The organism is Gardnerella vaginalis, from assembly GCF_001563665.1.
In the GTDB taxonomy this organism is placed as follows: domain Bacteria; phylum Actinomycetota; class Actinomycetes; order Actinomycetales; family Bifidobacteriaceae; genus Bifidobacterium; species Bifidobacterium vaginale_A.
Window position 1 is genome coordinate 1 of the sequence record NZ_KQ961872.1, and the last position, 25,666, is coordinate 25,666.

A 25,666-nucleotide genomic window follows, 5' to 3' on the forward strand; every position below is an offset into this window, starting at 1 on the left:
CCAAAATATCCCAGATTTTATTAGATTTTGGAAAATAAAATGCGCACTGATTTCCCTAACGTACTTAAAGTACATATGAAAATCAATGCGCATAAAAGCTTTATAAGTCTTAAAACCTAAGCTTTAAAATCAGGCAGCAATACTTGCAATGTCGACTGGAACACCAGGAGCCATTGTAGATGTGATTGTAACCTTAGTGATATAACGACCCTTGATGGTGCTTGGCTTCAAACGACGAACTTCATCAGCAACAACCTTGAAGTTTTCTTCAAGAGCCTTAGCATCAAACGAACGCTTACCAAAGAGGAACGAAAGATTGCCTTGGCGATCAACGCGGAACTCAATCTTTCCACCCTTAATATCTGCAACAGCCTTTGCAACATCCATAGTCACAGTACCAGTCTTAGGATTTGGCATTAAGCTACGAGGACCGAGAACACGACCCAAGCGGCCAACCTTACCCATCATGTCTGGAGTTGCAACAACAGCATCGAAATCAAGGAAGCCTGCGGCAACCTTTTCGATAAGCTCGTCATCACCAACGATATCTGCACCAGCTTCTTGAGCTTCAGTAGCCTTTGGACCACGAGCAAATACTAAGACCTTAGCAGTCTTACCAGTGCCGTTTGGTAAGTTTACAACACCACGAACCAACTGATCTGCTTTACGAGGATCAACGTTAAGACGCATAACAGCCTCAACGGATTCATCGAAAGCACGAGATGGCATGCTCTTTAACAAAGCAATAGCCTCAGCTGGAGTATAAAGATTATTACGGTCGATTTTCTCAGCCGCTTCACGATACTTCTTAGAACGCTTCACCATTTTCTCCACTCACTTTCAGTCGGTAACGGTAATACCCATCGAGCGAGCAGTGCCCGCGATAATCTTCATGCCAGCCTCAACGTCACGAGCTGAGAGATCAGGCATCTTGATTTCGGCGATTTCGCGCACCTGAGCCTTGGTCACAGAACCAACCTTGTGAGTCAAAGGATTCTCAGTGCCCTTCTGAATGCCGGCAGCCTTAAGCAATAAAGCAGAAGCTGGAGGAGTCTTCAGAATAAATGTGAAGGAACGATCTTCGTAAACAGTGATTTCAACTGGAACGATTTGACCCATCTTGTCCTTCGTCTGGTCATTATAGGCCTTGCAGAAGTCCATGATGTTCACGCCGTGAGAGCCTAAAGCAGGACCCAGTGGCGGCGCAGGATTTGCCTTACCAGCTTGAATCTCAAGCTTAATAAGAGCAGAAACTTTCTTTTTAGGAGCCATAATATGGTTCTTCTTTCTTCTAGCGGTTCAAACGGCACCTTAACACTATTTAAGCAGTTTTAAGGTATCCTCCCGCAACTTATATTGCTGTGCTGTGCTAGCGGATTACTCCTCCAGACACAAGCTTCACTATTATGCCACATCTTCGCGACACGCTGCATTACGACAGCTGCATTACTACAGCTACAACTATTTTTGCTCAACCAACAAAAGTTGGAAGTCTACTTCCAAGTTTAGTGCAAAATGGCAAAAGTTGGAAGTCTACTTCCAAGTTGGACACAAACTTAAGAAAGTTGCTATGCTTAATGATTTAGCAACAACATATTTTCGCATACATACTTATAGTGAAGCTGTATCTTAGTATTTACAACATACGCCATAGCGCAGTAAATAAACAAAACTGAGGTACGAATAACGCAGCACTTCAATCAAATAAACAAAACCGGAGTGCAAATTAACGCACCCCGGTTTGTGTTATAAAAACTTAATGCTATAGGCTCGAGATTTTTACTTAAGCTTTTGACTTAAGCTTTTGACTCAAACAATCGGCTCGACTTGATGGAAACCAAGTTCCACAGGAGTATCACGTCCAAAGATTGAAACCAAAACAGTAAGCTTTTGTGTAGTAGGCTCTACTTCTGAAACAACAGCAGCCATAGTTGCGAATGGTCCTTCAGTTACTGTTACTTGATCTCCAACCTTATAAGCAACTTCAAGAGTACGCTTACGAGCTGCAGCAGGCTTATCTCCAGCATTCTTCAAAGCTTCAGAAGCAATCATAGGAGCCATCATTGCAACTACCTCTTTGCGAGTAAGGCAAGCAGGATCTTTAGATGGACCAACAAATCCAGTAACACCTTCAGTTTCACGCACAATACGGCGAGCGTTCTCATCAGGCCACATACGAATTAACACATATCCAGGCACACGAACGCGAGTAATAACTTTCTTGCCCTTATCTGTATGCTTTTCAACTTCTTCCATAGGAACTTCAATCTGGAAAATTTTATCTTCCAAACCAAAATTCTGTACACGCGATTCAACATTAGCTTTTACGCGCTTTTCGTAACCTGAATACGTGTGAAGAACGTACCATTTACCTTCCAAAGTGCGCAAGGACTTGGAAAATTCTGCAACAGCACGAGCGCCAGCATCTGTAGGATCTTCAACATCTTCTACACTATGAGCATATTCTACAGACTCTTCCTCAGACTCTGTTGCTTCAGACTCTGAAGTAGCAGCATCTGAATCAACATGCTCAACAGGTGCATCTTCCTTAGAAGTATCACTTGTTGGAGTATCAACAACGCTTTGAGTATTAACATCACCTGCATCAGCTGCAGATTCATCAACGTCGTTAGAAGTTTCGAGATTTAACTCGTCAGTCATATTTGCACACCCTCAAAATCTAAATCAGCCGAATAGCCACATAACAGACTTGCCTAACCAGAAGTCCATGCATGTAACAAATAGCATTAAGAAAATCACAAAAACAAACACTGAAATTGACCAAGCAAACAACTCTTTACCGTGTGGCGCTACAACTTTGCGCGTTTCGTCAATAGTTTGCTTGACGAACATGCCAATGCGCATGAACAAATTTGGCTTAACTGTCTTGTTATCACCGTTTGCTTGAGCCATGCTGAATCCTTCGTTTGTAACTGATAATAATGAAAAGTGGCAGGGACGGCGGGACTCGAACCCACAACCTACGGTTTTGGAGACCGTTGCGCTACCAATTGCGCCACATCCCTAGGGGAACTCGCCTTATCATACACTAAAACATACGACTTGGCAAAACCACCAAATAGTTATGTTAGCGTAGGGGCACGATTTCGCGCAATTCCAACAGTATTAAGACATTTAGCAGAGTGTCGCTTAAATAAATATAAACTACTCTTCTATCCATTGCTTCATACGGTGCATGCCTTCAGCTAACTGCTCATCAGATAACGCACAAGAAAATCGCAAATACCCAGGAGCTCCAAATGCTTCACCTGGAACGGCAGCTACATGTGCTTCATCAAGAAGCATTTGAGCAAGGTTCGAAGAGGTGTGTGGAACTTCGTGATTTTTACCCAACTTACGTTCAAGCAATGATTCAACATTTGCAAAAGCATAAAAAGCTCCATGCGGAAGTGGGCATGTTACACCATCAATATTGTTTAATGCTTCAACAATAGCTTTTCTGCGATTGCTAAAAGATTCGCGCATAGTTGAAACTACGTCTAAAGATCCACCTACTGCTGCAATAGCAGCGCGTTGTGAAATATTAGAAACATTGGAAGTCATGTGACTTTGTAATTTCACAGCGCAAGCAGCAACATCTAGAGGAGCAACCATCCAACCTACTCGCCACCCTGGCATTGCGTAAGTTTTAGCAACACCATTCAAAATCAATAATTGTTCACGGATTTCTGGAACTTCAACGCCAATATAAGACGTTTTTACGCCATCATAATGTAAATGTTCATAAATTTCGTCAGATAAAACCCAAATATGATTTTTAAGCGCCCACTTTCCAATCGCGCGAATAGTTTCAGCACTCCAAATAGCGCCAGTAGGATTTGAAGGAGATGTAACAATAATAGCTTTAGTGCGAGGTGTGCGAGCTGCTTCAAGCGCATCAATATCTGGCTCAAAACCTCTATCTGCTCCAGACATCACAGCTACTGGAACTCCTCCTGCAAGCTTAACTGCTTCAGGATAACTAGTCCAATATGGAGAAGGAATAATAACTTCATCGCCATCATTAAGAAGAATTTGGCAAGCTTCATAAACAGCTTGCTTACCTCCATTAGTGACAACAATTTGATCTGGAGAAACATCGTATCCAGAATCTCGCTTTACTTTTTTAGCAATCGCTTCACGTAATTCAAGTAGACCTGCAGTAGCAGTATAACGATAATTTCTAGGATCTCTACACGCGTTTGCAGCAGCCTCAACAATGTAAGAAGGAGTAGGAAAATCTGGCTCACCTGCTCCAAAACTTACAACATCAATACCTGCAGCCTTCATTGCTTTTGCTTTACCATCTACTGCTAACGTTGCGCTAGGAGCTACTTTATTTATTCGATCGCTTAATATGCGCCAATTTTCTTCTACCATAGTTTACAGTGTAACCGTAAGGCGCGAAACGATAGAAGATAAACGATAAAAGATAAATAATAATCGATAAGCGAAAAGCTAATAAGCAAAAAGCAAGTAAGAAAAAACTAATAAGAAAAAAGCAATACTAAAAACTATTTAATACTAAAACCGGCGATTAGCTCACGATTATACAAGAACTAGATTGTCGCGATGCACTACAGGATGAGCATATTGACGTCCAAGCGAAGAAGTCAACTCATCAGTGGTTAGTCCAATAATATCTGGCATTTCTTCTGAATCAAACGCAACTAATCCTTTGGCTAAATGATTACCTTGCTCATCGTCAATCCAAACAGGATCTGTTGCTGAAAATTCACCACGTACTCCAACAATACCGGCAGCTAAAAGACTTGCTCGTCCGCCTCTTAATGCTTTAGCAGCTCCAGAATCAACTATTAAAGTCCCATTAGGATTAGAAGCAAATCCGATCCACAATCTACGAGTAGACGAACGCGAATGAATTGGAGCAAAAGCAGTACCAACGCAATCACCTGATAATGCAGGACCAGCGTCACACGCACGCGTAAGAATAGTCGGAATTCCCGAAACAGCCGCTATATGAGCAGCTTCAAGCTTTGTAATCATCCCGCCAGTTCCAACACCTGAAACACTTGAACCAACTTTTACTTTTTCAAGCGCGTGATTAACATCTTGCACAAAACTTATACGCTTAGCACTAGGCTCACTTGGAGGAGCAGTATATAAAGCATCTACATCAGTTAGTAAAACTAGAGCATCCGCTCTAACAATATTTGCAACTAAAGATGCTAACCTATCATTATCTCCAAAACGAATCTCATTACTTGAAAGAGCATCGTTCTCGTTGACAATAGGTACGATTCCAAGCTCTAGTAAACGCAACATAGTCCTTTGAGCATTACGATATCTAGACGGCGAAATCGTAACGTCTGCAGTAAGTAACATCTGCCCTACACGAATACCGAATTGAGAAAAAGCAGACTCATATTGAGCCATCAACAAACCTTGTCCAACAGAAGCTGTTGCCTGCTGAGTCGGCACATCCTTAGGACGTTCGCTAAAACCAAGCAAACCAAATCCTGCTGCAATCGCTCCAGAAGATACTAGCACTACTCTAGCACCCATCATCTGAGTATGACTGATTGCGCAAACGAGATTGCGCAAACGAGATACATCTAGATGACCGGTTTCATCCGTAAGAGAACTGGAACCAACTTTCACTACAATAGTTCTAGCTTCACGAATTGAACGCCGAACCCCTTCTTCGGTAAGCCCAATGTCGGAATTGTTACTAACCATAATAATTACCCCTTATATTATGCTATTGAACAAATTATCATGCCAAATGCTGCCTAATCTTCACCCCTGCCAAATAAACTGTTCTCATCGTGTTTATCATCGTCAACAGATGGATCTGCCCAATGCCCGGACTTGCGCTCAGCCATCATAGCGTTTCGAACTGCAGTCTTAGCGTCCATCATGTTGTGATAATCACGCCTACGCTCAGCATTTGTGCGTCTAGCTCCTCGAGGATCGTTAGCTTCAAGTCGCAAATCTTTTCCGCGAGCGCCCAAATTAGCTCCATCAAGCCCTTCTGCGCCAGCAGCAATACTTGGATCCCAATCAAAACTAACAGATCGCGCTCCACGACCTATGCGAATCTCATCTCCAGGACGAGCGCCAATCTTACGCAATTCATCTTCAACACCAAGTTTTGCTAAACGATCTGCCAGATATCCAACAGCTTCATCGTTATCAAAATTAGTTTGCACAACCCAACGCTCTGGTTTTGTGCCTGTAACACTAAACCAGAAATTGCCATGATTGTCTTCCTCGCGCTCAATAGAAAAATCAGCATTAGTTCCTCGACCATCATCACGACGCCTGCGTAATGCAGGTTCCATAAGAGGCTGAATCAGAACTCTTTCTTCTTCACGCTCTGCTTGCTCATTAGCAAGCTTTTCACGCGTTTGAGCAACTAATTTTCCAAGCGCAAATCCTAATTCTTTCAAACCTTCATGCGATGCAGTTGAAATCTCGAATACTTGCAAACCCATTGACTCAAATTCACTACGAACAAATTCAGCTAATTCTTTAGCTTCAGGAACATCAATCTTATTCAAAACTATGATTCGAACACGATCAGGTATAGGTATAGCTCCAAGGGGCAGATCGAGCTTATCAGAATATTTAGAAAGCTCACGTTCTAAAGCATGATAATCTGAAATTGGATCGCGATCAGGCTCTAAAGTAGCACAATCTATTACATGCGCAATTATTTCTGTTCGCTCAATATGACGCAAGAATTCAAGACCTAATCCCTTACCTTCGCAAGCACCTGGAATTAAACCTGGAACGTCCGCAATCGTATATCTGTAATTTCCAAAACTTACAACACCAAGATTTGGAACTAAAGTAGTAAACGGATAATCTGCAATTTTTGGCTTAGCTGCACTAATTGAAGCAACTAAACTTGATTTTCCAGCCGAAGGGAATCCAACTAAAGCAACATCAGCAATTGACTTTAATTCTAAAATTAAATCGCGCTCTTCGCCTGGCTCTCCAAGAAGAGCAAATCCTGGAGCTCTACGAGTTTTATTAGCAAGAGCAGCATTACCAAGGCCGCCAGCACCACCTGCAGCAGCCACAAATCGCTCTCCTGCCTTATTAAGATCTGCTAAAACTTCACCAGTACGCTTAGGTCCAGCGCCAGAACGAGCAGCAAATACAACAGTCCCAACCGGAACAGGTAATATCAAATCTGCTCCTTGAGAACCATCTTTTGTGTCCCCCAATCCCATAGTGCCATTTTCTGCATTTCGATGAGGCATAAAACGGTAATCAAGCAGACTATTAGCATTACGATCTGCAACAAAAATAACAGATCCTCCGTTGCCACCGTTGCCACCGTTAGGACCAGCTAGTGGCTTATATTTTTCACGGCGTACACCTGCAGAGCCATTGCCACCATCGCCGCCTTTAACATGCACAGTCACACGATCTACAAAGTCACTCATACTCGCTACCTTACTCGATGCTTAACACTTAAAATCTTCACTGTTTTATTAACAAGACAACTACTTATACAAACAACAAAACAAGAAAGTAAAAAGCCGCACCGAACTGGGTGCGGCTTAAACATTTTATGTCGACTTATTGTCGAATCTGCTTAGGCTTGAATATTACTCAGGCAGTTACTACGTCAACAACCTTACGATCGCGACGAACACCAAACTTCACATTGCCGTCCGCCAAAGCGTAAAGCGTGTGATCCTTGCCCAAAGCAACGTTCTGACCTGCGTGGAACTTAGTGCCGCGCTGGCGAACGATAATATTGCCAGCCACAACAGCTTCACCGCCGAACTTCTTAACGCCAAGATATTGCGCCTGCGAATCGCGACCGTTGCGCGAGCTAGACGCACCCTTCTTATGTGCCATCTTGCTGTCCTTTCAGGTTTATAACACCGTCAGTCAATCAGGCAATGGCCGTGATCTTGACGAGAGTCAACTTCTGACGATGACCCTTACGGCGAGCCACGCCAGTCTTATTCTTATATTTCATAATGCTGATCTTCGGACCTTTGGCTTCGTCATTAATGACTTCTGCCTTAACCGAAATCTTTGCAAGATCCTTTGAGCTAAGAGTTACCTTAGCACCGTCAACAACGAGCGCGACCGGGAATTCCACGGTATCGCCCTTCTTTGCATCGAGACGGTTGACGAGGATGGCATCTCCAACCTCAACCTTCTCCTGATGGCCACCGGCCTTCACAATCGCGTACATAATCTGTTCCTTGCTATCTGGAAAGCTTACTATTGCCCAGCACACAGCATTAAGCCTGCGGCCAGACACCGACTATCAAAAATACACCAACCTATGTACTAACGTCAAGCAGGTGTTTTTATAAGTCGAATTAGACAATATTCACTATTGTACTCATGGCATATACTTTATCTATTTAATTTTAAGTATTTGCAAAAATACAAATAAGAATATTACATAATTAACTTCTAGTCTGTAGAGTCAGTAGAATCTGTAGAGTCAGTAGAATCTGTTGAATCAGTAAAATCAGTAGAGTCTGAATATTCTACAGTTTCATTAGACTCAAGATTTTCATTAGACTCAAGATTTTCATTAGACTCCACAGAATCTGAAGATTCTATATAATTTGAATTGTCTAACGCATGCTCTGAAGACTCAGTAGAATCTGCAGACTCAATTTCATGAGTTTCCGATCCGTTATCTAATTCCGTTCCACTTTCAACTTCAGATTTATCTTCTATTTCAATCACAGGTTCAACTTCAGATTTATCTTCAACTTCAGTTACAGGTTCAACTTCAGATTCACCCTCAACTTCATTGACCGATTCACCTTCAGAATGATCTAAATTCTCAATAGAAACATTTTCATCCTCAACAGAATCCTGAGAAATAACAGAATCAGAAGAAACAACAGAATCCGAATCACTCATTCCACTAGAGTCAGCAGACATACTCGCAGCAGCTGCAGCAATACGCGCAAGCTTAGCTCTAACATCTGCACTAGAACCTTTAGGCTTAACTACTACAGACGAGGTCTCAGTAACAGTGCCATGACCATATTTATTCGTCTTAATAAAAGGATCTCCGCCTTTAAGCGCATAAGGATCAGCATATTCCGAAGAAACCGTTGGCTCATCATGTAATATGAATCCACGACCTTTACAAGTCGGACATTCCTCCGAGAAAGCTTCAACCAATCCCTGTCCCACACGCTTACGAGTCATTTGTACAAGACCAAGAGAAGTAACTTCAGCAACTTGATGCTTAGTTCGATCTCGAGCCAAACACTCAACAAGACGGCGCAAAACAAGATCGCGATTAGCTGGCATAACCATATCAACATAATCAATCATGACCATGCCACCAATATCACGCAAACGCAACTGTCGAGCAATTTCTTCAGACGCTTCCAAATTGCAGCGAGTAACTGTTTCTTCCAAAGACTTACCGCGACCAATAAATCTACCGGTATTAACATCAATAGTTGTCATAGCTTCCGTGCGATCTATAACAATAGACCCACCAGATGGCAAATAAACTTGACGCTCCATACCTTTACGTAGCTGACTATCAATCTGCCATTTATCGAAAACATCCTTGCCTTCATGGTCAGCAGGATCCCAATATTCAACCTTGCTTCTCAAATCCGGAGCCATCATCTCCAAATATTCATCAATTCTGTGATAGACACCTTCACCTTCAACAATCAACTTATTGAAATCATCGTTAAAAATATCTCGCACAACACGAATCGCAACATCAGGCTCACCTTGCAATAATTTAGGACGCTTACCATGCAAGAATTCCTCACGCTTTTCACTAATACGCTGCCATTGACGAATCAAAGACTCCAAATCCTTAGAAATCGCTTCCTCACTTGCGCCATCTGCAGCTGTGCGAATAATTACTCCCATATCTTTTGGAGCAATCTTAGACACAATTGAACGCAAACGAGAACGTTCGCGATCTGAAAGCTTACGGCTCACGCCAGTCATACCACCAGAAGGAACTAAGACTAAGAACCTTCCTGCAAGAGTTACTTGCGAAGTTAAACGCGCACCTTTATGACCAATAGGATCTTTAGTAACTTGAACAAGAACAGGATCACCAGACTTGAACGCCAACTCAATTAGTCGAGGCTGACCTTCAAGACGAGTCATATCCCAATTAACTTCGCCGGCATATAATACGCCATTCCTAGATTGGCCAATATCTACGAACGCAGCTTCCATACTCGGAAGTACATTTTGCACACGACCAAGGTAAATATTGCCAACAGTAGCAACTTCTTGAATATCAGAAACATAGTGTTCAACAAGAATATTGTCTTCAATAACTGAAATTTGCGTATGACGATCTCGCTCACGCACAACCATCAAACGATCTACATTCTCACGGCGAGCAAGAAAATCCTGTTCCATAAGAAGATTTTGACGACTACGCTCACGACGATTATCACGGCGGCGCTGTCTTTTTGCTTCTAATCGAGTTGAACCTTCAATATCCGTAATCTCATCAATATACTGCTGCTTACGAGAACGGCGAATACTATTCCCAGAATCACCAGAAGATGAAAGCGCATTCGCATCATCAGAAGGTAAATTATCTGATCCATCAGAATTTGAAGAACTAGAGGACGAATCATCTGAAGATCTAGAAGGACGACGTCTACGCCTACGCCGAGTGTAAACAGCCTCTTCATCATCTTGAGCACGCAATTCTTCAGGATCAGGGATTAAATCACGATCCTCTTGAGAAACTTGAACGGCATCGATATCAATATTGTCATTATCTGAATCAATAAAACCGGATTCCGAATCATTTTCACTGTTGCTACTGTTGCTACGATTACCACTATTATTATTGCGATCTAATCTAGAAGGACGACGTCTACGCCTACGGCGAGTGTAAACAGCATCATCGTCACTATTTTCATACGAATCAACATCATCCTGTGAATCTGAATCTTCATCTGAACCAGAATAATCAGAATCATCATTCCTATCAGAATGACGGCGAGAAGAACTCGAGCGCTCAGATTTATTCATCAAATCACTAAGATCGATCGTATCTTCTACTTTAGAATCTATAGGACTATAAACAATATCGTCATATTCTAGATCCTCTTCAATCTGCTCAACTTCAGCAGCAGCTCTTCGCTCAGAAGCATTCAAACGGCGATTCTTACGAGAGCGTTTTACTGGAAGATCAGACTTCTTGGAAGATTCCTTAGAATATTCCTTAGAAGATTCTTTAGAAGATTCTTTAGAAGATATATCAAAAGATCCATCTAAAGATAAATCGTCAAAAATAACGCCATCTGAAGATTCATAATCTGAATCAGAATATTTTGAAGACTTACGATTAGCATTGCGGACATACCCGCGATTAGAATCGTCAACAGACTTTCTTCCAAATGAAACTTCATTATCAGCACTGTTATCTGTGCTGTTATAATCGCTGTTATCTATTTGAGAATCGAAACGCCCTCTTCGCCTACGGCGGCGCACAGTACGCTCATCATAAATATCGCGACTATCTAAATCATCTAAATTATCTCTATTTTCTCGACCAGTTTTATTATCACTAAAATCATCGATACTTTTAACTCTAGATTTAGACGCATTCCGCTTAAGGACGCCATAATTTACATCATTGCGCGCGTAATACGAGTCTTCAACACTGTCATCATACGCATAATCATCATTTTTACGTCTTCCACGCGAGCGCACGCGAATTGATTGCGTATCATCAATATTGTTATCATCGCGATTATTATCACTGCCGTAGTTAAAGTAATCATCAACAATTTCATCGCTGAAATCATTTGAACGAGTACGAGAAGTATTTTTTACTTCATAGCGATTTCTTGAAGAAGACTTTCCTTTAGATGAACGAACTCGCGAACCTTTTTCACGAGGAGTTTCACGGCTGTCTTCATTAGCATCGGAAGCATTATTTTTATGACGCTTATCAACCTTTTTGCGATGCTTCGTGCCTAAATTATCAGAATCATCACGCTCACTGCGCTCATCATTTCTCTCATCAAGACTTCTTTGAGGTAAAACAGGCTCTCTGAAAAGTAAAGAAGTAACATAGCGCGCAGAAGTAGAAGAGTCAGAGTCAGTTTCAGAAGCAGACATAGTTTCAGAAGAAGGAGCAGAAGAAGAATCAGACTTAGAAACAGGCTTAGAATCCTTATTATCTGAAGCTTTAATTTCAAAATCAGAATCATCTACAGCACTATTTTCAGAATGCTTATGTTTATTTCTTTCACGCTTAGAAACAGTCTTAGAAACACGCTTAGAAGTGGATTCAACATTCTCTTTAGAATCAGACTTAGAATCAGACTTAGTATCAGACTTAATATCAGAATCATTTTTGCTAGAAGAAATATCAGAATGCGATTTATCTACATTATCGCCTTCAACACGCAAAGCCATTGACTTTCCAGCTTCTCCAGCAACTCTAACTACTCTACGGCCAGTACGACGTCTTCTCACTGACGATGAACCATCATTAGTTGACGAAACTACATTTACAACATGTTCAACTGAGCGCTCTGCAGAATTGGATTCTGCATACGCTTTACTATTTTCAGCTTCATTGATATTGAAGCTTTCTTCTGTTATCTCGGGCACAACGCTCCTAACGAAACGCTGCAATCGTTTCGTATTCCTGGCAGAGATGCGGCATACTTACGCCATCATTCTCAAGCTTTCAACAAAGTCTAGTTGCGCAACAGCGGACACCAAGCCTCACCAATACGCATGTGAGGGGATCGACGCCATTTCACGCTCTGGCAGATTGCAGTTCTGCCGGTATCTAGTATGCCATAGCGCACAGTCAAATTAAAATAATGTTCTGTTTCAACCCTTATATTAAACAGCTCATTAAATAGCATCTCACACCAGAGATAGAATCATGACTATGGGCTTAATTAGCGCTATGCAAGGATTTTGCGTCATAGGAATCGTAATTGCAGCAGGATACATAACCGCTCGTATGCACATTGGCGGATCTCAAGCTCAAATGGTCCTAAATCGCGTGAGCTTTTTCATTTCCAGCCCTTGCCTAATGTTTGCAATTCTAGCAAAACAGCCAATCTTTGAGATTTTTCACTCGTCAATTTTTGTTGCATTCTTTTCTGCAATGATTGTTGGAATGATTTTTGTTGCATTAAATAGCATATTCTTCCATCTTCATGCATCAGATTGCACAATCGGAGCACTAAATTCTCTTTACCTTAATTCAAATAATATCGGCCTACCAATCGCCACATATATTCTTGGAAATCCTGCACTTGTAGCACCAATTCTAGTCATGCAACAATCAGTGTTTACGCCTATTGGCTTAACAGTTCTCGACATTACAACTACTGGCAAATGCTCTCTTAAGCGTATTGCTCAGCAGCCTTTAAAACAACCACTTTTAATTGGCTCACTTGGCGGAATTATTATTTCTGCAATTAGCGCTAAAATCGGATATTTTCCTGTACCAAATTTCCTTTACGATCCAATTAAGATGATTGGCGATTCTGCAGTTCCTATGATTCTTATGGCATTTGGAATGTCTCTTTACGGAAGTAAACCATTACAAAAAAATTCCAACAGAATTGCAATAGCAGCCGTTGCAATACTTAAAAACATTATTATGCCTATTATTGCTTTTATTCTCGCATACTTTGTAATGGGATTCCGCGGTGCGACTTTATACGCGTGCGTTGTGCTTGCAGCTCTTCCAACAGGACAAAACGTCTACAATTATGCAGCTAGATACAATGTTGGCTTAAGTTTTGCGCGTGACGGAATACTGTTATCAACAGTCACAAGCCCGATTTGTATAGCCGTGATTGCAGCCGTTTTGGGGTAACTAATTCTCGCGCATTCGTAGCATTTGCAACAAGAAATTTACCTTTCACAAGTTGGAAGTCTACTTCCAAATTGAAGCTACCTTCGCGCAGCAAGCTCATCAAGACGCGCACTGAAGCCGTAGCGAGAGCGCTCGCAAATGCTGTAAATATAAGCATTAAGTACAGAATTGAAGTGATTAAACTCAATTTTTTAGCACGGCATCCAAACTCTTTATTCCAACGTTATTTAACTTTTCAAGCGACAAAATCTGCGTTCGCGCCAAATTTCTAAGCTCAACCATGCGATCAGCCTGCTGCAAACCCTTAGAAATTAAAACAGCGTTGTAACTTTCCATGTTCGACAACACCAAAAGCTCATTAATACTCGCTTCATCTCGAATGTTGCCTTTTGACTTAGGATTTGCATCTCGCCACTGCTTAGCAGTCTTGTTAAACAGAGCAACATTCAACAAATCCGCCTCACTTGCATACTTATACATCAACTGCTCAGGAGTCAAATCTTTCAACAAATACTCTTTAATAGCATCTGTATGAATCTTGTAATTAATCTTCGAAATCTCGCGGTTCAAATTCCAGTTCAGCGAAAGCCTTGAATTTTCATCGGATTTAAGCCTTTGATAGTCTTTGATAATATATAGCTCAAATTCTGCCGAAATCCAGGCTGCAAACTTAAATGCTATATCTTTATGAGCGTAAGTTCCACCACACTTACCAGATTTGGAAACTATGCCAATAGCATTTGTTGATTCTACCCATCTTTGAGGCGATAAAGTAAAAGAATTAGAACCAGCCTCGTTCTTAAAGGAGTCGAATTCGACCCCTTTAAAATTTGGATTGTTAATGCTCTCCCACAATCCCAAGAACTCAATAGTATTCTTCACTCTCAGCCAGTTTTTAACAACATCTTTAGGCTCTTCTTTGTTTTTATATCTCGCAATATCGGTTAAACTAACGTAATCATTCCTAAAATCTTCCGTATAAACCTGAATTGTAAAGCCTTTTGCATTAATAGTATCTTTTTTAATATTTGACATATTAGACATAAATTTCCCCCTAATTTTTACGCAAATTTACGCAATTAGTTGCTTTCTTTGATTTGTTTACTTTATTTCTATGCGCTTAACACAATCCCACTAAATCACAAGCAATACAAAATCAATCACAAGCCATAAAACATCTAAAAACTAGCAGAAAACTAGCATGCATCAGCGCATAAATATGATTTTATAAGATTCCACAGATAAAAAACAACAAAACGAAAGCAGCAATACTTTCGCAAGTTGGAAGTCTACTTCCAAGTTCAGTGCAAAACAACAAAAGTTGGAAGTCTACTTCCAAATTGAAGCTACCTTCGCGCAGCAAGCTCATCAAGACGCGCGCGGAAAGACGGCCAATCAGTGCGCATCGCTGTAAGCAACTTTAACTTAGAAACATCGTCAATAGGAACCCATTTGATTTCCATACTCTCGTCATCGTGTGCACAAGGCTCAACTCGATGACCTGGCTTTTCAAACGCGAAAACAGTCGTATAACGCCAATTTCCGTGGTCTTCGCAATAAGCTCCAACAACATCAATATCTTCCGAAGTAATATTTGCTTCTTCAAAGGATTCACGAAGAGCGCCTTCTATTGCACTTTCACCATCGCAAATTGCTCCACCAGGGATACCCCAAGTACCACCTTCAGCACTCCAAAGAGCGCGATGCTGCATCACAACATGCGTCACACGACCAGTTTCATGATCTCTTCTAGCAAGCAACACTCCAGCGGCACCATTATAACCCCAATGTCTGCGACCACAATCGCATTGCACCCAGCCATCGCCTGGCTGATGAACATTTTCTTTAGGGACTTTAGTAGACGTAGGATTACTTTTCATGCCAACCTCTTCAAGAGTTTCCTTATTCCATAAATCATTGAACGCATAACCAAGTTCTTTCACCATTTCACGAAGAAGTGGCAAACTTATTCCAAGCACTCCGTGAGGATCGCCTTTAATACTTTCAATAAAAGCACCACCAAATCCTTCTAAAGTAAAAGATCCTGCAACTTCTAAAGGCTCACCTGTTGCAACATACGCGCGAATTTCATCATCACTCATAGAAGAAAAAGTCACGCTTGCACAACTAGTTTTGCACACCATTCTTCCATTTTTAGCGTCAATCAAACAATGACCAGTCCACAATTGCCCTGTTTTGCCACTCATTTGTTTGATTCTCTCAAATGCTACCTCTGGAGCATGCGGCTTTCCGTAACACTTTCCATCGAGTAAGAACATTGAATCGCAACCAACAATCAGAACACTGTTGCAATCGTTAGAAGATTTATTTAGATGCTCAAAATCATGAATATCGAACGACTTTGTAGGAACTCTAACACCTGAAAAATCACGAGTTTGCGATGTTTTAACATTATGCGTTACGTCTGATTTCTCGTCACTTTCTAAAGAGTTATTAGCATAAGATTCAGCAGATTCTGAATCTTTAGACTCACATTCCGCTTCAAGCGGATATCCCACAACCAAATCGCCAGTAGCACTTGCAGCTGCATCCGACACACGTTTATATGATTGATACACAGCTTGAGCTTTTGCTTTCGCTAAAATCGAAACTCGCTGCTCTACACTCAACTGCTCAACTTTAACGCAACGAGCATCCGCAGCATCACGCAAAACTGCTGGTTCATCTACTTCACTAACATGAATCACAGGAATCACGCCAGAAGAAGCCAAAACAGACCTACGTGCAGGCGACTTTGAAGCCAAAATCAACGCAACTGCCATACTTACTCTTCCTTTTATCTTTCACATAAATCATTCGCGAGTTATTGCAACACCAGTAGGATCGACCGGTACGTGAAGCACACGCCAATCATCGCGCAAAAGCCATGGCTGCGCGATTTTTTCGATTTGCATGTCTTCACTCGCACTACTTCCAACATAAAACACTATTGCACAAGAACCTGCTCCAGAAATCGTAGCTGCAAAACCAGCATCACGCAACGCTTTTACTAAATCCCAAGTTGGTTGCATAAGACTTGCACGATATTTCTGATGCAATGCATCTTGAGTTGACTCAAAAAGCAAATCACTTCTAGAAAGAGTTGTTTTTGCAAAAGAATCACTCAAATCTCCAAAAGCAACTGGGAGCAAAGAAGCGCGTGAAACATTAAAAATAGCGTCACCATATGGAACTTTTTCTGGAAGCGCTCGTCTAGCTTCTTCAGTTGAAAGAGTAAAGTTTGGAACAAAAATAGTTGAGCGAATATCACTTGAAACGTCATATCGAACAGTGTGAAATTCTTCGCAATTCTTCCAACTCATAGTCAAACCGCCAAAAACTGCAGGAGCTACATTATCTGGATGTCCTTCAATCTTAGAAGCGATTTCAAAAATCTTTTCACGATCAAGCTCTCCTTCATGTGAAAAACTCCACGCTGCAGCTACTCCTGAAACAATTGCGCTAGCAGAAGATCCCATTCCTCTCGCTTGAGGAATTTTATTATATGCTTCAAGAGTCAAGCTTAAGCGCGGAAGATTAAAAATTTCGCAAGCTTTGTAAAAAGTTGATACTACTAAATGCGTTTCATCTCTTGGTAAAGTATCTTCACCTTCTCCATGAATTATCACACGCAAATTAGAAGAATCATCCAGAGTAAAAACTAATGAATCCGCGTAATCAAGCGCGATTCCTGCAGTATCAAACCCAGACCCCAAATTCGCACTAGTAGCAGGAACTCGAATAGATACACTTTTACAAATTGGCTTCATCTTTCTCCTCCACGTTTTTACTCTAGTTTTACACGTTTTTACGATTGGTTTACACGTTTTTACGATTGGTTTTCACTTATTGCGATTGTTTCACACGTTTTTGCGATTGTTTCACTCAATTACTCTAGCGTTACTCAACTACTCTAGCGTTACTCAATTACTCGTAAAACAAAAGGCTTTGAACAAACAACATCTAACTTTTGCAAATCAAAAACAATTGAATGTAAATCAGCTTCAGAACAATCTTTTACAAGAATTCTTAAATCGCCAGGACCGCCGATTCCGCATTGAGGGCAATCTTTTTCACCGTCATATTGTGCTTCACACGAAGAAGCCAAACGCTCAGAAATGACTCTATACTTTCTAAACACATCCATAACTTCATCGCAAAGCGCCAATGAAGTATCTTCCATATTGCAACGAATAACAAAATTCGCACGATTTTGCGCATCTGTTGACGGAATATACAAATTATATAAAGCAACAGGAGCACCAGAACACCTTCGAACAATATTCGTAACAGCACACACTAAATCTCCTAAAACAGCAGAAGCAGTTGGAGATCCACCAGCACCACGACCATAAAACATCAAATCATCTGCACCATCTGCTTTTACAAATACAGCATTAAAACTTCCATGAACAGACGCAAGAGGATGTTCTAAACTAACCAAAGCCGGATACACTTTGGCACTGACAGCATTATTGCAACGCTCAACAGCTGCAAGAAGTTTAATAACACGATTTTCAAACTTAGCAGCTTTTATGTCGTTATAGGTAATAGAACTAATTCCCTCAACTTCAACGTTATCAATGCTAACGGGAGTTTGAAAAGCTAAAGTAGCTAAAATAGCAGCCTTATTTGCAGCGTCTAATCCTTCAATATCTCCTGTAGGATCTGCCTCAGCATAACCTTTTTCTTGAGCGTCACGTAAAGCTGTTTCAAAATCAAGACCTTTTACAGTCATTTCATCAAGAATATAGTTTGTAGTACCGTTTACAATTCCAAAGATTTTCGAAATACGATCCCCCATAAGAGATTCTCGTAAAGGACGAACAATAGGGATAGCTCCAGCAACTGCTGCCTCAAAATACAAATCAACGCCATGAGATGCAGCGCATTCATATAATTCAGGTCCAAAAGCAGCCAACATAGCTTTATTAGCAGTCACAACAGATTTTCCGTGTTCAAGAGCACTTTTTACAAAAGTATGAGCAGGTTCAAGTCCGCCAATAAGCTCAAGCACAACGTCAACATCGTCTTTTACACACAATGCTGCTGTATCTGTAGTTAGCAAATCTCGCTTAATCCAAGGAACATCAACATCTTCCGGATGTAAACATGCTACTCCTGCCAGTTCAATCACAGCTCCGGTTCTCGCAGTAAGCTCATCACTATTTTCAACAATCATTCTTGCTGTTTGTGAACCAACAGTCCCAGCGCCTAATAATGCAACGCGAATAGTTTTATTAGATGACTTATTGCTTAGCATATCTCTCTCCAATAGTAGTTTATTTTTGCGAGTTTTAATCCTTTGCGAGTTTTAATCCTTTGCTAAATGCTAATCCCATGTTATATACAGAATTATTTGCCAATTAACAAGTCATTTTCTAATTATCCTAATTAACTGACTGTTCTCTAATCATGCAAATTAACAAATTATTCTCTAAAAGCAAAATCCCTATGAAAACAGCATTAACAAATTAAAAATTATAGAAACAGTCAAAAACGAAATTACTCCAACTGTTCCATAAAGAGATTTTCTACCAATCTTCTTAGGCATCTCCAAAGGAGCGTCAAAAAATACAAGATATTTACGTCTGCGAATTAGCAAAATTACGCCAATAACCAACATTGCAATCATAAACATGCTATACATACCAGCCAAAATTAAACCTGGTGGCAATTGCGACAATTCACTTTCTTTCATTTGATTTATGTCAATCATATTGCCATTTTTATCAACCAGCTGTTTTTGCAACCACATTGCAATTACGCTACCTTGCAGATTCACAATCATGTGAAGAAATATATTGTATTGCAACTTAGAAGTGCGAACATACATGTATCCGAAAACTAAGCCAAGTCCAAAAGCATAGAAGAACTGGAATACGTTCATATGGAATAAAGCGAATGCGAGAGCAGAAAATACTATAGCTCTTTTTTCTCCATAAACTCTTAAACGATCTAATATTTGCTTTCTAAAAAGCCATTCTTCTACTATTGGTGCAAGAACAACAACAAACACAAAAGTTTCTAGGATATCCCCAGAAGCTATTGTATCTGAAACATGATTTTCTGCTTTTCCACCACTTAAAAGTTCTGCAAAAGCTATACCAGCAAAATTCCCAATGTACATAATTGGGATACTCACAGCAAAAAATCCGCAAAATTGCGTAAAACTCATAGAGAATTTATAAGTTGTAACTTTAGGAATTTTACGCATAATAAGCAAAGCTACTGGAAGAGCAACTAGATATTGAGCAACGTCTGAAACAATTATCGTTTCAAGCGAATTACTTATTAATCCTTTAGGAATTACGCGAGAACAAAGCATGCCTAACGCATATGCAACCGAAATCCAAACTATGAGGAATAAGCATAACGATACACCAAGCATCCCTTGACGTTTGCGCGCCGTCAAATACACGTCACTTCTTTGCATATCTTGCATTTCTTGCATATCTTGCATACATGTTCCTTTTACTGTTATTTTGCATATATTTAAGTAATTACATTGAGATTGATTAACTATTATTCAATCACACCTTCGATAAGTTTCGTAATCAAATTACTGTAGCTTATTCCGGTTGCTTCCCAAGCTTTGGGATACATGGAGATTGGCGTAAATCCAGGCATCGTGTTGATTTCGTTAAGGATTACGCGCCCGTCTTTAGTTACGAAAGAATCCACGCGACTTAGCCCGCGACCGTCTGCTGCTTTGAATGCTGCAAGTGCAGTTTTGCGAACACGCTCCAGCGTTTCAGCAGGCAAATTCGCCGGAACTTCCACGTGCGAAGCTGCAGAATCCATGTATTTGCTGTCAAAATCATAGAACTGGTCTTCACCAGACTCGCGTTTATCTAAAACAACTTCTCCAGGCAAACTTGCTTTTGGCTCTTCGCCATCGCGCGCTGCAAGAACAGCACACTCAATTTCTCGCGCATCAATTCCTTGTTCTACCAATACTCGCCAATCATGCTTAGATGCTTCATAAACAGCATCAGCTAATGCATTAGCATCATCAATGGATTCGACTTTTGTTACACCAAAACTTGAGCCTGCACGACTTGGCTTTACAAAAAGAGGATATTCAAGCTTTGCTACATTAACTTGAGATATTATTTCTTGAGCATAATTCTCAAAATGATTTTCTGCGTCATTTACAAATTTTCGCGTATCCAGTGCAATACCTGGAGCTACATCAATTCCAGCAGCCTTAAAAAGCTGCTTTGCATAGTACTTATCCATGCAAGAAGCAGAAGCCAAAACTCCACAACCAACGTATGGAACTCGCATCATCTCAAGCAAACCCTGCAAAGTACCATCTTCGCCATTAGGACCATGAAGCACAGGGAAAACAACATCAATATGACCTAAACTTGTCAACGTGCCGTCCGCCTCGCGCACTAAAAATCCGTCTGCACCTTTTGCAGGGTCAAGCACAACATCACGCGTGCTATCAGTTTTTGTAATCAGAGGGAGCTCTCCTTCTTCCATGCGGAAGTTGCGAGGATCTTGACCGCCTACAATCCACTCACCTTGTTTTGTTATAGCAACACGGACAATCTCGAATCGACTTTCATCAACTGCACTTAACACGCCAGCAGCTGATATACATGAGATCGAATGCTCGTCTGCTTTACCGCCGTACAAAAACATTACACGCTTTTTCGCCATTTTTTTCCTTTGAAAATCAGACTTTTTAAATTATTTAAGCTTAACTTTTCAACCATAAATTATTTAGTCCAAATTGTTTTAAGCATATATTATTTAAGTTTATTAAGCCACTCTTTTTATTTAAGATTAGTGAGTTAATTTTTCTAAAAGTACACTACTCTTCGCAAACATCGTCATCAAAAAGCATTGAAAGCATTTCTTGGCAAGAGATTCCTTCTTCCAGCACGCGAGCCATTGCACTTGCGAGTGGAGTTGCAACGCCCAAACGCTTACCCATTGCCACAACTGCGCTTGTAGTTGGCACGCCTTCCGCAACGCCATTACTAACAGCAGTTGCCTCTTCAACGCTCATTCCCTTACCAAGATTTGATCCAAAAGTGTAATTGCGGCTTAGAGGAGAACCACAAGTTGCAACTAAATCACCAAAGCCTGCAAGTCCTGCAAAAGTGCGAGAATCTGCGCCTTCCGCAACGCCCAATGCCGTCAACTCTGCAAGACCGCGCGTTTCAATCATAGCAGCCGTATTTTCGCCGTAACCTGCACCGCGAGCCATACCAACTGCGAGCGCAACAACGTTTTTAAGTGATCCGCACATTTCTACGCCGATTACATCTGTTGACACAAACGCTTTGAAGTAATCATTTGAACAAGCCTTTGCGACTATTTGCGCTTGCGACTTTTCTTCACACGCAACTACTGCTGCAGCAGGATGACGAGATGCTACTTCCTTACTCAAGTTTGGACCAGAAAGTGCAGCAAAACGATTACGCGGCAAATTCAACGCTTCGCACACAACTTCATCCATACGTTTTCCGGTTGTGCGCTCAATTCCTTTCATAAGAGAAACAACGATCGCATTTTGTGGAATCTTGCCTGCAAAATCAACCAACGCTACTCTCGCAAACTGTGCTGCAATTGCAACTACTACAATATCTGCATTTTTAACTGCCTCAACACGATCCCCAGTTGCAGTCATATTTTCTGGCAACTTTTCAACGCTTGGCAAGCGCACCGCGTTATGATGATGATCACGAATACCTTCAACGATTTCTGGCTCTATTGCCCACATCGTTACACGATTACCTGCGTCTGCAAGTACTTGTCCAAACGCAGTACCCCATGCACCAGCACCCAACACCGTAACGTTCATTATTTACGCCTCACCTTTCGGTTGTAAATCTTCGGCAAATATTTGTATTCTTGGCTTTTTAACGCACTATTTCATAATTCTACACACGACACTTTACGCATTAAAACACGAACTAAAACGCGCATTAAGCTTCATACAAAAGCACGCATCAAAATTCACAATAACCATGCATAAAAACGCGAATCACGAATTAAAAACGAGAAACTAATCTTCTTCAACTCTTTTCATAAGCTTGTAATCAAAGTATCCAGCTGGCGCTTTTTCTCCGCGAATCTCTTCCATAATTTGCGTCATACGCACTCGCACGCGTCTTGCAAGCTCTTCAGCTGCATCCATTGGAGGCATTTGACCCCAATTATCCATATCGTTAAGAAGATCAGAATAATCAAGCTGAGTATCATAACACATTACAACGTTTTTCTTAGGCCAAGGCCACCAATGGTTTATACTTGCAGCTCCCCAAACTACAGCACAAAATAGAGGAATTTGATGTCCAAGCCTTCTAGATGCTTCAAGAGCAATAATACCAATTCCCGGCTTCATGCTCATTGGCCATTTTTGAGGATCTCTTGTTAAAGTGCCTTCTGGCCAAATACTTAAAGGTCTTCCATTCGTTAGAATTTTGATTGATTCTTCTTCAATTTCGCGCGCTTTTCCGCTTCTTCTTGGCACAGGTTGCATGCCAACAAGTTGAAACCATTTGCCTAAGATCGGCCAACTCGCAAGCTCCGCTTTAGCCATATATCGAGGTCTGCGTCCTTGGTGGAATAGCGCTGTCATTGGTATAAAAACGTCAAACATAGTAACGTGCGTGCAAGCAGTTATAAATACGCCATCTTCTGGTACGTTCTCTAACCCCCACGCTTTTACTTTGCATCTAGAACGAAGTACGCGAGATGTTCCTTCAAGTAATCGTTCAGTTGCTTTTGGATTTTGAGCGTTTATTTCTGCGTATGCTACTTTGCGCTCGCCAGTTGGATAATAGTAAGTTGGATCAACTAAATTATGCTTTTTCGAAAGATACTCTACCTGCTCATCACTGAGTGGCTTAACTGCACTTCTCGGTGAAGGTTTTCCTTTTGATACCATACAACTATTGTGCAGCATGCTATAAACACACTATGACACTATGACACTATGACACTATGAATTAAAAGCATATTTACGAAATACAATAAAAATATAATAAAATTTCTTATTATGTATTTTACTTTTATTACATAAACATGCGCTCATTTAATAGCGTAGTAAAATAAACTCATTTAATAGCGTAGTAAACAAACTAAAATTTCGACTTATTTATTTCGTATTCTGTTAGAAAAAACTTTTGAAATTAGACCGTGTTTAGGTGACGCAATCCAGGCGAGCACAAAGAAGACTGTTGCAACAAGCACAATCGTTCCACCAGTAGCAGTATCAAAACTCCACGAAATATACATTCCTAGAATAGATGAAACACAACCGATTACAGGAGCAAGAATCATCATTATAGACAATCTATCTGTGAGAAGACGAGCCGTTGCTGCAGGAGTAATAAGAAGAGCAAGCACAAGAACATTACCTATTATTTGCACAGAAACAACAACAGCAACTGCAACGATCACATAAAGCATCCCATCGAGCATAGAAACAGGCAAACCCATTGCGCGTGAAGTTTCGCGATCCATTGACACGCATACAAGTTCTTTATGGAATATAAACAGCAATGTAAGAATTATCAAACCTGTAATAAAAACGACCACAATATCTGAATCTGGAATACCAGTTATAGAGCCAAATAAGAATGATTCCAAAGATCCAGCGTATCCAGATGCTTTAGAAATAATCACAATTCCGAGAGCAAATGCTGAAACAAAGAATACGCCAATAAAAGAGTCCTCGCGCAACCGACGATTTTGACTGAAGATTGACACTATTAACGCTGTTGCAACTCCTGCAATTGCACCGCCTAAAAGCAAATTACCTTGCAAAACGAAGGCTATTGCAAGACCAGGAAAAACAGAATGCGCTACAGCATCTCCAATAAAAGCCATTCCGCGAAGAACTACATAACATCCAACAGCACCGCAAATTACGCTTGAAAGGCAAGCTACTATAAGTGCTTTTAGTAAAAACCATAAGTCTGGATTCGTTAAATCTTGAATAAATTCAATAGGCGTAAGCATTTACTTCTCCAATCCATTAAAAGTCTTACTATTTTCGTGCACGCAACTACCATCACACATCTCACTAGTATTTTCTTGGCTTTTAACGCGCTGTACTGCTTGAATAAGCGGATTATCTTTAGACACATGAAATGTTTTAACCCACTGATCTACACTTAATGATTTCGCAACTCCATCTCCCACAATACTTCCGTCAAAAAGTATGATTCTTGAGCAAGAATTCATAGAACCAATAATGTCGTGTGAACTCATCAAAATCGACTCGCCACAAGCGCATAAATCTGAAAACAACTTTGTAAGTAATTCTTGAGTTGGCATATCAAGACCAGTAAAAGGCTCATCAAGCAATAACAAACGCGGTTGTGATGCTAAAGCTCTAGCAACTAGAACACGCTGACGCTGACCTCCAGAAAGTTCTCCAATAGTACGATCTCGAAAATCTGCCATTCCCGTACGATCTAATGCATTAAGAGCTGCAATATAATCTTCTTTTCTAGCTCTTCGAGCGTATCCAATATGCCTAATTCGTCCCATCATTACTACATCAAAAGCCGAAAGAGGAAAATCCCACGCAATATCGTGACGTTGAGGAACATATCCAATATTTGATACTCGCTTAATATTTCGTTTGATAAAATTATCATCATTACTAAGTTCATGCGAACGAACTTCAAGATTACCTGCATGAGGAATCAATCCCATAATCGCGCGAAAAAGCGTAGTTTTACCAGCACCATTCGCACCAAGCAATCCCACGAATTCACCGCTTTTAATATTAAACGAAACGTCTTTTACAACTTCTCTACTTGCATAAGATACGCTTAGATTTTGCGCGCTAATCACAATGTTTTCACTATTTTTCAT

General features: G+C 40.7%; 21 protein-coding genes and 1 tRNA gene. 1 reads left to right on the forward strand and 21 read right to left on the reverse strand.

All coding sequences use genetic code 11. The features are described from left to right. Nucleotides 1-129: 129 nt before the first annotated feature. The 11 genes from rplA to HMPREF3230_RS04810 all read right to left on the reverse strand — a co-directional run bounded on the left by rplA (nucleotide 130) and on the right by HMPREF3230_RS04810 (nucleotide 12,585). Nucleotides 130-825, reverse strand: coding sequence for a 50S ribosomal protein L1 (gene rplA, locus HMPREF3230_RS04760; RefSeq protein ID WP_075523803.1), 696 nt, complete (start codon nucleotides 823-825; stop codon nucleotides 130-132). Nucleotides 826-840: 15 nt separating this feature from the next. Next, entirely contained in the window at nucleotides 841-1,272 is a 432-nt protein-coding gene (rplK, locus tag HMPREF3230_RS04765) for a 50S ribosomal protein L11 (protein WP_075523804.1), read from the reverse strand. A gap of 537 nt (nucleotides 1,273-1,809) precedes the next feature. Beyond that, nucleotides 1,810-2,661 (reverse strand): transcription termination/antitermination protein NusG, encoded by an 852-nt coding sequence (gene nusG, locus HMPREF3230_RS04770; protein ID WP_075523805.1) that lies wholly within the window; start codon nucleotides 2,659-2,661, stop codon nucleotides 1,810-1,812. Between the two features lie 24 nt (nucleotides 2,662-2,685). Beyond that, nucleotides 2,686-2,913 (reverse strand): preprotein translocase subunit SecE, encoded by a 228-nt coding sequence (gene secE / locus HMPREF3230_RS04775; RefSeq protein ID WP_075523806.1) that lies wholly within the window; start codon nucleotides 2,911-2,913, stop codon nucleotides 2,686-2,688. A gap of 37 nt (nucleotides 2,914-2,950) precedes the next feature. Next, nucleotides 2,951-3,026: transfer RNA gene (locus HMPREF3230_RS04780), tRNA-Trp, on the reverse strand. A gap of 139 nt (nucleotides 3,027-3,165) precedes the next feature. Further along, entirely contained in the window at nucleotides 3,166-4,380 is a 1,215-nt protein-coding gene (locus tag HMPREF3230_RS04785; protein WP_075523807.1) for a pyridoxal phosphate-dependent aminotransferase, read from the reverse strand. 168 nt (nucleotides 4,381-4,548) lie between these two features. Continuing rightward, entirely contained in the window at nucleotides 4,549-5,700 is a 1,152-nt protein-coding gene (gene proB, locus HMPREF3230_RS04790; RefSeq protein ID WP_075523808.1) for a glutamate 5-kinase, read from the reverse strand. A 53-nt stretch (nucleotides 5,701-5,753) separates the two neighbouring features. After that, entirely contained in the window at nucleotides 5,754-7,418 is a 1,665-nt protein-coding gene (obgE, locus tag HMPREF3230_RS04795) for a GTPase ObgE (protein WP_075523809.1), read from the reverse strand. A gap of 169 nt (nucleotides 7,419-7,587) precedes the next feature. Continuing rightward, nucleotides 7,588-7,839, reverse strand: coding sequence for a 50S ribosomal protein L27 (gene rpmA / locus HMPREF3230_RS04800; RefSeq protein ID WP_075523810.1), 252 nt, complete (start codon nucleotides 7,837-7,839; stop codon nucleotides 7,588-7,590). A gap of 37 nt (nucleotides 7,840-7,876) precedes the next feature. Further along, the gene (gene rplU / locus HMPREF3230_RS04805) at nucleotides 7,877-8,185 is read right to left on the reverse strand and encodes a 50S ribosomal protein L21 (RefSeq protein ID WP_075523811.1); all 309 of its coding nucleotides are present in this window, start codon (nucleotides 8,183-8,185) and stop codon (nucleotides 7,877-7,879) included. A 227-nt stretch (nucleotides 8,186-8,412) separates the two neighbouring features. Next, on the reverse strand, nucleotides 8,413-12,585 hold the full coding sequence (locus HMPREF3230_RS04810; RefSeq protein ID WP_075523812.1) for an Rne/Rng family ribonuclease: 4,173 nt from the start codon (nucleotides 12,583-12,585) through the stop codon (nucleotides 8,413-8,415). Between the two features lie 289 nt (nucleotides 12,586-12,874). Here HMPREF3230_RS04810 and HMPREF3230_RS04815 point away from each other — a divergent pair, with 289 nt between their 5' ends. Continuing rightward, nucleotides 12,875-13,816 carry an AEC family transporter gene (locus HMPREF3230_RS04815; protein ID WP_075523813.1) on the forward strand — a complete coding sequence of 314 codons (942 nt, stop codon included), beginning with the start codon at nucleotides 12,875-12,877 and terminating at the stop codon, nucleotides 13,814-13,816. Nucleotides 13,817-13,999: 183 nt separating this feature from the next. Here the strand turns inward: HMPREF3230_RS04815 and HMPREF3230_RS04820 are convergent, their stop codons facing one another. The 10 genes from HMPREF3230_RS04820 to HMPREF3230_RS04865 all read right to left on the reverse strand — a co-directional run bounded on the left by HMPREF3230_RS04820 (nucleotide 14,000) and on the right by HMPREF3230_RS04865 (nucleotide 25,666). After that, a complete protein-coding gene (locus tag HMPREF3230_RS04820; RefSeq protein WP_196489655.1) occupies nucleotides 14,000-14,860 on the reverse strand; it encodes a KilA-N domain-containing protein in 861 nt (286 codons plus the stop codon). 302 nt (nucleotides 14,861-15,162) lie between these two features. Continuing rightward, nucleotides 15,163-16,599, reverse strand: coding sequence for a Maf family nucleotide pyrophosphatase (locus HMPREF3230_RS04825; RefSeq protein ID WP_075523814.1), 1,437 nt, complete (start codon nucleotides 16,597-16,599; stop codon nucleotides 15,163-15,165). Nucleotides 16,600-16,629: 30 nt separating this feature from the next. Beyond that, nucleotides 16,630-17,586, reverse strand: a complete 957-nt coding sequence (gene thrB, locus HMPREF3230_RS04830) for a homoserine kinase (protein ID WP_075523815.1) — start codon at nucleotides 17,584-17,586, stop codon at nucleotides 16,630-16,632. Nucleotides 17,587-17,735: 149 nt separating this feature from the next. Then, on the reverse strand, nucleotides 17,736-19,079 hold the full coding sequence (locus HMPREF3230_RS04835) for a homoserine dehydrogenase (protein WP_075523816.1): 1,344 nt from the start codon (nucleotides 19,077-19,079) through the stop codon (nucleotides 17,736-17,738). A gap of 189 nt (nucleotides 19,080-19,268) precedes the next feature. After that, a complete protein-coding gene (locus HMPREF3230_RS04840; RefSeq protein WP_082266313.1) occupies nucleotides 19,269-20,270 on the reverse strand; it encodes a CPBP family intramembrane glutamic endopeptidase in 1,002 nt (333 codons plus the stop codon). 71 nt (nucleotides 20,271-20,341) lie between these two features. Continuing rightward, nucleotides 20,342-21,487 (reverse strand): D-alanine--D-alanine ligase family protein, encoded by a 1,146-nt coding sequence (locus HMPREF3230_RS04845; RefSeq protein ID WP_075523817.1) that lies wholly within the window; start codon nucleotides 21,485-21,487, stop codon nucleotides 20,342-20,344. A 154-nt stretch (nucleotides 21,488-21,641) separates the two neighbouring features. Next, nucleotides 21,642-22,637 carry an NAD(P)H-dependent glycerol-3-phosphate dehydrogenase gene (locus HMPREF3230_RS04850; protein WP_075523818.1) on the reverse strand — a complete coding sequence of 332 codons (996 nt, stop codon included), beginning with the start codon at nucleotides 22,635-22,637 and terminating at the stop codon, nucleotides 21,642-21,644. Between the two features lie 204 nt (nucleotides 22,638-22,841). Next, nucleotides 22,842-23,726, reverse strand: a complete 885-nt coding sequence (locus tag HMPREF3230_RS04855; protein WP_075523819.1) for a lysophospholipid acyltransferase family protein — start codon at nucleotides 23,724-23,726, stop codon at nucleotides 22,842-22,844. A 206-nt stretch (nucleotides 23,727-23,932) separates the two neighbouring features. Continuing rightward, entirely contained in the window at nucleotides 23,933-24,802 is an 870-nt protein-coding gene (locus HMPREF3230_RS04860) for an anchored repeat-type ABC transporter permease subunit (protein WP_075523820.1), read from the reverse strand. Then, nucleotides 24,803-25,666, reverse strand: coding sequence for an anchored repeat-type ABC transporter ATP-binding subunit (locus HMPREF3230_RS04865; RefSeq protein WP_230955929.1), 864 nt, complete (start codon nucleotides 25,664-25,666; stop codon nucleotides 24,803-24,805).